The following is a 312-nucleotide window of genomic DNA, read 5'->3' as shown; positions in this document are numbered from 1 at the left end:
GCCGCCATGAGCGCCGCGAAGCGCGCCGGGTCCGAGTAGCCCAGGGCGTGCTCGGCCAGCAGGTTGGTGAGATTCGAGACCGGGAGCAGCAGCGATGCGGTGTTGGCGAGCCACACCGTCGTGAGCGCGAACGGCAGCGGCGGGTATCCGTGGTGCCGGGCCAGCAGCACCACGACGGGCGTCAGCAGCACGGCGGTCGTGTCGAGTGAGAGGAACACCGTCGCCGCGACCGCGAGCAGCACGACCAGCAGCCACAGGACCCATCCGTGACCTCGCCCGAGCCGGGCGAGCCGCTCGGCGATCGCCGCGAAC

At 72.1% G+C, this 312-nt stretch carries 1 protein-coding gene; it reads right to left on the bottom strand.

The window, feature by feature from the left end; all coding sequences use genetic code 11:
- The coding region (locus tag FJ658_RS15730; protein ID WP_255447773.1) for an SLC13 family permease at positions 1–312 on the bottom strand (312 nt) is incomplete at both ends.

This window comes from Schumannella sp. 10F1B-5-1 (assembly GCF_006517535.1).
Taxonomy (GTDB): domain Bacteria; phylum Actinomycetota; class Actinomycetes; order Actinomycetales; family Microbacteriaceae; genus Schumannella.
Note: the sequence above shows the minus strand (reverse complement) of the source record. Positions and strands in the feature narration are given on the sequence as shown.